This window comes from Pantoea ananatis LMG 2665 (assembly GCF_000710035.2).
Lineage (GTDB): Bacteria > Pseudomonadota > Gammaproteobacteria > Enterobacterales > Enterobacteriaceae > Pantoea > Pantoea ananatis.
In genome coordinates, this window is record NZ_JMJJ01000014.1 from 1 (window position 1) to 2396 (window position 2396).

A 2396-nucleotide genomic window follows, 5' to 3' on the forward strand; every position below is an offset into this window, starting at 1 on the left:
AACATCGCGGTGTATTAATCAACGGGCAGCAGGTCAGATCTATATATGAACTAAAGAATTGTTCTGCCCAGTGGATATGTGTTTTTTCTAACGCGCCTTCGGCTTGTTCAACGAAAATTGCACACGCAAAAAATTTGCGAATGCGATTTCCGTTACCGGTAAAGGCTTACTCATAACCGTTTAGTATTATCAGTTTACCAATTTCCAGACATGAACCGGCACTCGGTCAAACAGCTTACCCACTGTCAGTTCAGCTTTACGGTGATCGTATGCTGAGGTCATCGCATAGTCTTCTTTTGGATCGCCTTCGTACTTCAGGTGTTCGTACACGGTCTCCAGCGTGTCGATCGAACGGCAACGCCTGAATTTCATCAACCAGTCTGTTTTTGTCATACCTTGCCTTAAATAAGTGAGCGCACATGACACGGGATTTGCAATAAACAAAAAGAAATTTGCTGAGTGAAGAAACAGCAATGTTTAAAATGATCCGTAACGTAGACAAACCAGAACAGGCCTGAGTTTTAGAGTTCTGCGAGTGCTTGTTAAATACCGGACATGACAGGAGGGAATCCGCCGTAACATGAAACCGCATACTATTAATTCTTATATTTTCAGTCTTGTGCGTTACGATGCAATCAGTGGCCTTCTCGAACTGGAGTACATTAACGGAAGCAGTCGCCGGTGGCTGGGCGTTCCGGTAAGAGTTTACCACACCTTCTGCAGGGCCAGAGATCAGGATGCCTGTTTCCGGAGCTGTATCGACGGACACTACACTTCCCTTCGCGGGAAGCTGACTTTCTGAGGGAGATTCAGGTTCACTTTTCCTGCTCAGTTCAGCCATCATCCTCGCATAATCTTCATAATGATTTTCTGCCTCTGTTCGGATACGGCTGAAGGAATATGAGAACCGGTGCTGGTAGCCACAGCGTTTTTCCCGGGCGGCCTGCATCAGCGTCTGCTGGACCCACAACCAGAAAGAACGCCCTTTTTCTGAGGGCACCGGATACCCGGCCTTTTTCATGATCTTGCGCGCCACACTTTCGCTCCAGCCATTTATCAGCGACAGCGCACCATTAATATCACCACGTGATGTCAGTAAATTAATTTCATGAAACTGATTCATTATTTTTCCTCCGTCCTTTATAAAAAAATTATCGGAGGGTAAACTGATTTCTTAAGGAGACAGTTGTTATGAGTTATTAAAAAGAGTTAATACTGAAAAATATCTGATTATTAATTGATCGGGTGAATGAGTTATTAAACCGCAATGAAACAGGGGTTACAAAGAATGAGAAACCCGAGGGCTTACTGTCTTTTTTTATTTACAGTTCCTTTTTTCACATATTCCGAATCTGACCTGCAGGCGGGTTTTTCACCGGGCGGTACTGCTCAGGAACTCATCATCAGCTTCATACGTTCAGCTACGGGTTCTGCTGACGTGGCTGCGTACGAGTTTACCAGCGAGCCTGTGGCAGAAGCGCTTGTGCAGCTCTCACGGCGCGGCGTAGCTGTAAGGGTGGTGGCCGATGAAAAGAAAAGCCACGACCGCTGGTCACTGGTTAATGAACTGGCCTGTTCAGGTATTCAGGTCAGAACAGATGCGCAGTACAGTATTATGCATAACAAATTTATTGTGACAGGAAATAATGGTGTCCAGACTGGCTCTTTTAATTACACCTCGTCGGCGGAAAAGCGGAATGCCGAAAATGCGCTGGTTATCAGAGACAGTTTGCCAGTGAGTAAGCAGTATCAGGATGAATTTAACCGGCTCTGGGCGGAGTCATCGCCTGTACAGTGCAGCCATCAATAAAAATATAATTATTATTGCCGGTAAGGTGGACTGTATATGACCAGGAAAAAAGTGTATCCGGTTTACTTCACCGGTCAGCGTGGCCAGCACGAGGCGTCAGAAGCTTTCCAGCAGAATGAAACGCCTGTCTGGCAGCGCTGGCTGAAGCACGCCCGCGACAACAAAAAGACCACGGTGGTCACCTGCAGCTGCCTGCCGGCAGAGACCGACCCCGTAAAACGCCGCCTGAAGGTGCATTATTCTCAGGAGACTGAACGCTGCTGGCTCTCCTCCTACGCCTTCACCGGCAACGAGCACAAGCCGGACTGCCGGTTTTACTCGGTGTGGTCAGACGAAAGCCAGGCGGAAATTTATCAGGGGGATGCGGTCCGCGCCGCTGCGGACGGCACCATCGTGGTCAGGCTGCCTACCGGCCTGCAGAAAAAGGCACCGTCAGAGGTCAGACCGGCTGAGAACGAGTCCGTTGATGAACCGGTGAAGCGTAAACGCCGGCCCTCTATGCGCCTGCTGGGGCTGCTACACCTGCTGTGGGAACAGTCCGGCATCAACATCTGGCACCCCTCCTTCGACAAAAAGAAACGCACGC

The 2396-nt window shown here is 48.8% G+C and carries 3 protein-coding genes; 2 read left to right on the top strand and 1 reads right to left on the bottom strand.

Annotated features, from left to right (window positions below):
- Window positions 1–189: 189 nt before the first annotated feature.
- The gene (locus tag EL29_RS21320) at window positions 190–393 is read right to left on the bottom strand and encodes an Hha/YmoA family nucleoid-associated regulatory protein (protein WP_071999632.1); all 204 of its coding nucleotides are present in this window, start codon (window positions 391–393) and stop codon (window positions 190–192) included.
- Window positions 394–1267: 874 nt separating this feature from the next.
- Here EL29_RS21320 and EL29_RS21330 point away from each other — a divergent pair.
- Together EL29_RS21330 and EL29_RS21335 are read left to right on the top strand one after the other, a co-directional pair.
- Window positions 1268–1810, top strand: a complete 543-nt coding sequence (locus EL29_RS21330) for a phospholipase D family nuclease (protein ID WP_412177629.1) — start codon at window positions 1268–1270, stop codon at window positions 1808–1810.
- A gap of 36 nt (window positions 1811–1846) precedes the next feature.
- Window positions 1847–2396, top strand: a 550-nt coding sequence (locus tag EL29_RS21335) for a DUF1173 family protein (protein ID WP_029571491.1), incomplete at its 3' end; no start/stop codon positions are given.

Excerpts from the sequence above, each read along its gene's own strand:
- EL29_RS21330 (WP_412177629.1), top strand. The coding sequence starts at position 1,268 with ATGAAACAGGGGTTACAAAGAATGAGAAACCCGAGGGCTTACTGTCTT.
- EL29_RS21320 (WP_071999632.1), bottom strand. The coding sequence starts at position 393 with ATGACAAAAACAGACTGGTTGATGAAATTCAGGCGTTGCCGTTCGATC.